The organism is Mycobacterium sp. 1423905.2 (assembly GCF_001673155.1).
In the GTDB taxonomy this organism is placed as follows: Bacteria; Actinomycetota; Actinomycetes; order Mycobacteriales; family Mycobacteriaceae; genus Mycobacterium.
On the sequence record NZ_LZLE01000253.1, the window covers coordinates 1 to 4,943 of the forward strand.

The following is a 4,943-nucleotide window of genomic DNA, read 5'->3' on the forward strand; positions in this document are numbered from 1 at the left end:
GGTGCGGTTCGCCGACCGGCCAGAAGTGCGGCACCGCATCGCGTTCCTGCCCAACTACGACATGTCGATGGCCCGGCTGCTGTACTGGGGCTGCGACGTGTGGCTGAACAATCCGCTGCGCCCGCTGGAGGCCTGTGGCACCTCCGGAATGAAGAGCGCGCTGAACGGCGGATTGAACCTTTCGATCCGCGACGGCTGGTGGGACGAGTGGTACGACGGCGAAAACGGTTGGGAGATACCATCTGCCGACGGATTGGCCGACGAGGGCCGCCGCGACGAGCTGGAAGCCACCGCGCTGTACAACCTGCTGGAGCAGGCGGTCGCGCCGAAATTCTACGAACGCGATGAACACGGAGTGCCGCCGCGCTGGATCGAGATGGTGCGGCACACGTTGCAGACGTTGGGTCCCAAAGTGCTGGCCTCCCGAATGGTCCGCGACTACGTCGAGCACTACTACACGCCCGCGGCGCAGTCACTGCGCAACACCGTCAAAGCGCCGGCCGACGGGGATGACCAGTTCGAGCCGGCGCGCGAACTGGCGGCCTACCGGCGCCGAGCTGAAGAAGCATGGCCCAAGATCGACATCACCGACGTCGACAGCACGGGCCTGCCCGACACCCCACTGCTCGGGTCGAAGTTGACGCTGACCGCCACGGTGCAGCTGGCCGGCCTGAGTCCCGACGAAGTGACGGTGCAGGCCGTCTTGGGCCGAGTCGACGCCAGCGACGTACTGGTCGATCCGACGACGGTCGAAATGTCCTACACCGGCAGCGCAGAAGGCGGTAACCAGGTGTTCTCGACGACGACGCCGCTGCCACTGGCCGGAGCGCTCGGGTACACGGTGCGAGTGCTGCCGCGCCATCCGATGCTCGCCGACAGCAACGAGCTGGGTCTGGTCACCCTGGCTTGAGGTCAGCCTCGGCCAATCGCTGCAGCGCCCCTCTTACCTGTGCGGCGTTGGTGGTGTGCCAGAACGGCGGCAGCGAGGCGCGCAGGTAACCGCCGTATCGGGCGGTGGCCATCCGCGAGTCCAGTACGGCCACCACGCCGCGGTCGGTGACGCGGCGCAGCAGCCGCCCCGAGCCTTGGGCCAGCAGGAGTGCGGCATGGCTGGCGGCGACCGTCATGAAGCCGTTGCCGCCGCGCGCAGCCACCGCACGCTGCCGGGCGCTCAACAGCGGATCGTCGGGCCGCGGAAAGGGGATGCGGTCGATCAGTACCAGCGACAACGACGGCCCCGGCACGTCGACGCCCTGCCACAGCGACAGCGTGCCGAACAACGAAGTCTCCGGGTCGCCGCTGAACTGCTCGACCAGGGCCGAGGTGCTGTCGTCGCCCTGGCACAGCACCGGTGTACTGAGGCGCTCGCGCATGGCCTCGGCGGCGGCCCGGGCCGCGCGCATCGAGGAGAACAGTCCCAGCGTGCGCCCGCCCGCGGCCGAGACCAGCTCGGCGATCTCGGTCAGCTGCTCGGAAGACCCGGTGCCGTCACGGCCGGGCGGCGGTAGGTGGGCGGCGACGTAGAGGATCCCGGACTTGGCGTGGTGGAACGGCGAGCCCACGTCCAGGCCTCGCCAGCGCTGGTCACCGGAGTCCTGCCCGGTCAGCCCCCACGCCGAAGCCATCGCCTCGAACGACCCGCCGACCGTCAGCGTCGCCGACGTCAGCACCGTCGTGGCGCGAGAAAACACATGCTGTGCCAGCAAATTGGACACCGACAGGGGAGCCACCCGCAATGCGACGCGGGTGTCCTCCTGGTCCAGCCACACCACCTCCGTCCGATCCGGGATGGCGGGCCCGAACGACGTCAGGATGCGCGAGGCGGTGTCGGAGATCTCGCTCATGGCCGCGGCAGCTTCGGCGCGGGCCGCGGCCGCCTTCGCGTCGCCGGTGGTCTCGATTGCCGAGCGCGCCCCAGCGGCGGCATCCCGCAGCGCGGTCAAATACGTCGCCAATTCGTCGTCGAGGTGATCCATCCGCCCCGGCGGTGCGTCGTGGATAGCGGAGGTGAAGACGGCCGACGCCGCCTCGAGGCGCTCGGTGATCTCCGGGTCCACCAAGCGCGCGACGCGGCGGGCGGCCACACCGAGGGTGGCCGAGGTCAGTTCCGCGGTGGCCACCGAGGTGACCCGATCGGCCAATTCGTGGGCTTCGTCGACCACCAGCAGCGAGTGCTCGGGCAGCACCGCGGAATCCGCGACGGCGTCGATGGCCAGCAGCGCGTGGTTGGTGACGACGATGTCGACCGCCCCGGCCCGCATGCGGGCCCGTTCGGAGAAGCACTCGGTGCCGAACGGGCAGCGGGCCACACCGATGCATTCGCGCGCCGAGACGCTGACCTGCGACCAGGAGCGGTCCGCTACGCCGGGTTTGAGGTCGTCGCGGTCACCGGAGTCGGTCGTCGAGGCCCACTCGGTCAGCCGTTGGACGTCACGGCCCAGCGCGGTGACCGCCATCGGATTGAACAGTTCCTCCTGCGGTCGGTCATCGCCGCCACCCGCCTCACCGGATGTGCCGCCATTGTGAACCTTGTTCAGGCACAGATAATTTCGACGACCCTTCAGTAACGCGAAGGCGGGACGGCGAGGTAGTGCGGCGGCGAGCGAATCGGCCAGGCGGGGCAGGTCGCGATCGACCAGTTGGCGTTGCAGCGCGATGGTGGCGGTCGACACGATGACCGGCTCGTCGTCGGTCACCGCCCGGACGATCGCCGGGACCAGGTAGGCCAGTGACTTACCGGTGCCGGTGCCGGCCTGCACGACGAGATGTTCTCCCACCTCGAAGGCATGCGCGACCGCGGCCGCCATTTCCTGCTGACCACGCCGCTCACTGCCGCCCAACGCCGCAACGGCGACGGCGAGCAGCTCGGGCACGGACAGATCGGGCGTGGTGACTCCTCGAGTCGTCGGGTCGCGAAGTAGGTCGACGGTATAACTCAGCCGGTGATCGTCTGGGTGGGAATCGCCGGATCACCGGCCGATAGTTTCAGACCCTCCCACGGCAGGCTGCGCAATCCGGCGGCCACCAGCTCGCGCGCTGCGGCCAAGGCGGTGTCGCCGGTGTCGGCGACGATCTGACCCTGCCGAACCAGAGGTGTGGTCAACACCCGGAAGGGTTCGGTGGTGGCGGGCGGGCGGCCGGCGGGATGCACGATTTCCTCGGTGACGGTGCCGGAAGGGCGCGCCAGTCGCAGCGCCTGCTTGCTGCCGCCGCGAGATTGCTTGTGGCTACTGCGTTTTTGCACCGGAATGCCGTCGACCTCGACCAGCTTGTAGACCATGTTGGCCGCCGGTGCGCCCGAGCCGGTGACCAGTGCGGTGCCCACGCCGTAACTGTCGACCGGCTCCGCGCGCAGCGCGGCGATGCTGAACTCGTCGAGGTCACCGGAGACCACAATGCGGGTGCCGGTGGCGCCCAATTGGTCGAGTTGTTCCCGGGTTTGCCGGGCGAGCACGCCCAGCTCGCCGGAGTCGATGCGCACCGCGCCCAACGCGGTGCCTGCGGCGGTGACGGCGTTGGCCACTCCCGTCGTCACGTCATAGGTGTCGACCAGCAGCGTGGTGTCGGCACCCAGCGCATCGACCTGCGCCCGGAACGCGTCCAATTCGGTCTTGTCCAAGGCGCCGTCGTCGCGGGTGTGCAGCATGGTGAACGCATGCGCGGCGGTGCCGACCGTGGGCACCCCGTAACGCCGCTGCGCCTCGAGGTTGGACGACGCGGCGAAGCCGGCGATATAGGCCGCCCGGGCCGACGCGACGGCGGCGTGTTCGTGGGTTCGCCGCGAGCCCATATCGATCAGCGGCCGGTCTTCGGCCGCGCTGACCATGCGTGCCGCCGCCGACGCGATGGCCGCGTCGTGGTTGAAAATGGACAGCACCAGTGTCTCGATCACCACGCATTCGGCGAAACTGCCGCGCACCGACAGCACCGGTGAGCCGGGGAAATACAGCTCGCCTTCGGCGTATCCGTCGACGTCCCCGCCGAATCGGAAGTCACGCAGATAGCTGACCGTGTCGGCATCGAGGAATCCGGCCAGCAGATCACACGCCTCGTCGTCAAAACGGAACAGCTGCAACGCCTCCAGCAACCTTCCGGTACCGCACACCACCCCGTAGCGACGACCGTGCGGTAACCGCCGGGCGAACACCTCGAACGTGGTTCGGCGTTCGGCGGAGCCGTCGCGCAACGCCGCGGCCAGCATGGTCAACTCGTACTTGTCGGTCAGTAGGCCGACCAAGGCCGAGTCATTCACACGGCAACCGTAACGGTTCGTGTCGTGGCCTGGCTCGCTATCCTGGGGCCATGGTTGTTGCGGCAGCGCCCGCCAAGCCGGGCTCGACTGAACAACGAGAATCGGCGCCGGTCGAGGTCACGGCCAGTCCCTGGGTCACCATCGTCTGGGACGACCCGGTCAACTTGATGACCTACGTGACCTACGTGTTCCAGAAGCTCTTCGGCTATAGCGAGCCACATGCCACCAAGCTGATGTTGCAGGTGCACAACGAAGGAAAGGCAGTGGTCTCCTCGGGCAGTCGCGAGTCCATGGAAGTCGACGTGTCCAAGCTGCATGCCGCCGGATTGTGGGCGACGATGCAGCAGGACCGGTGACAGCCAAAGGTACCGGCGATTCGCTGTGCGCAAATGGAAGCGCGTCGAGACCCGCAACGGTCCCCGGTTTCGGTCGTCACTGGCTCCCCATGAGGCCGCGCTGCTGAGGAACCTGGTGGGCGCGATGATCGGCTTGCTTGATGACCGGGAATCCTCGGCGCCGTCCGACGAACTCGAGGAGATCACCGGCATCAAGACCGGACATGCGGACCGTCCGGGTGATCCCACGCTGAGTCGGCTGCTGCCCGATTTCTACCGGACCGACGACGACGACCCGCTGGGTCACGACGCCGCGGAAACCCTCAACGCCGCCCTGCGCAGTCTCCATGAGCCGG

Annotated in this window: 5 protein-coding genes; 3 read left to right on the top strand and 2 right to left on the bottom strand. The window is 68.2% G+C overall.

The features are described from left to right. On the top strand, positions 1–910 hold a 910-nt coding region (gene glgP, locus A9W95_RS16220), incomplete at its 5' end, for an alpha-glucan family phosphorylase (protein ID WP_156746237.1). Here the strand turns inward: glgP and A9W95_RS16225 are convergent. Beyond that, on the bottom strand, positions 897–2,879 hold the full coding sequence (locus A9W95_RS16225; RefSeq protein WP_156746238.1) for an ATP-dependent DNA helicase: 1,983 nt from the start codon (positions 2,877–2,879) through the stop codon (positions 897–899). The two genes, glgP and A9W95_RS16225, sit on opposite strands and share 14 nt — an antisense overlap. A gap of 56 nt (positions 2,880–2,935) precedes the next feature. Beyond that, positions 2,936–4,252: a nicotinate phosphoribosyltransferase gene (locus tag A9W95_RS16230; protein ID WP_067414684.1), complete on the bottom strand. Its 1,317-nt coding sequence runs from the start codon at positions 4,250–4,252 to the stop codon at positions 2,936–2,938. Between the two features lie 50 nt (positions 4,253–4,302). On the opposite strand from A9W95_RS16230, the gene clpS reads away from it, so the two are divergent. Next, positions 4,303–4,608, top strand: a complete 306-nt coding sequence (gene clpS, locus A9W95_RS16235) for an ATP-dependent Clp protease adapter ClpS (protein WP_067414688.1) — start codon at positions 4,303–4,305, stop codon at positions 4,606–4,608. 25 nt (positions 4,609–4,633) lie between these two features. Continuing rightward, a partial coding sequence (locus A9W95_RS16240; protein ID WP_216638174.1) for a DUF2017 family protein occupies positions 4,634–4,943 on the top strand: 310 nt, incomplete at its 3' end.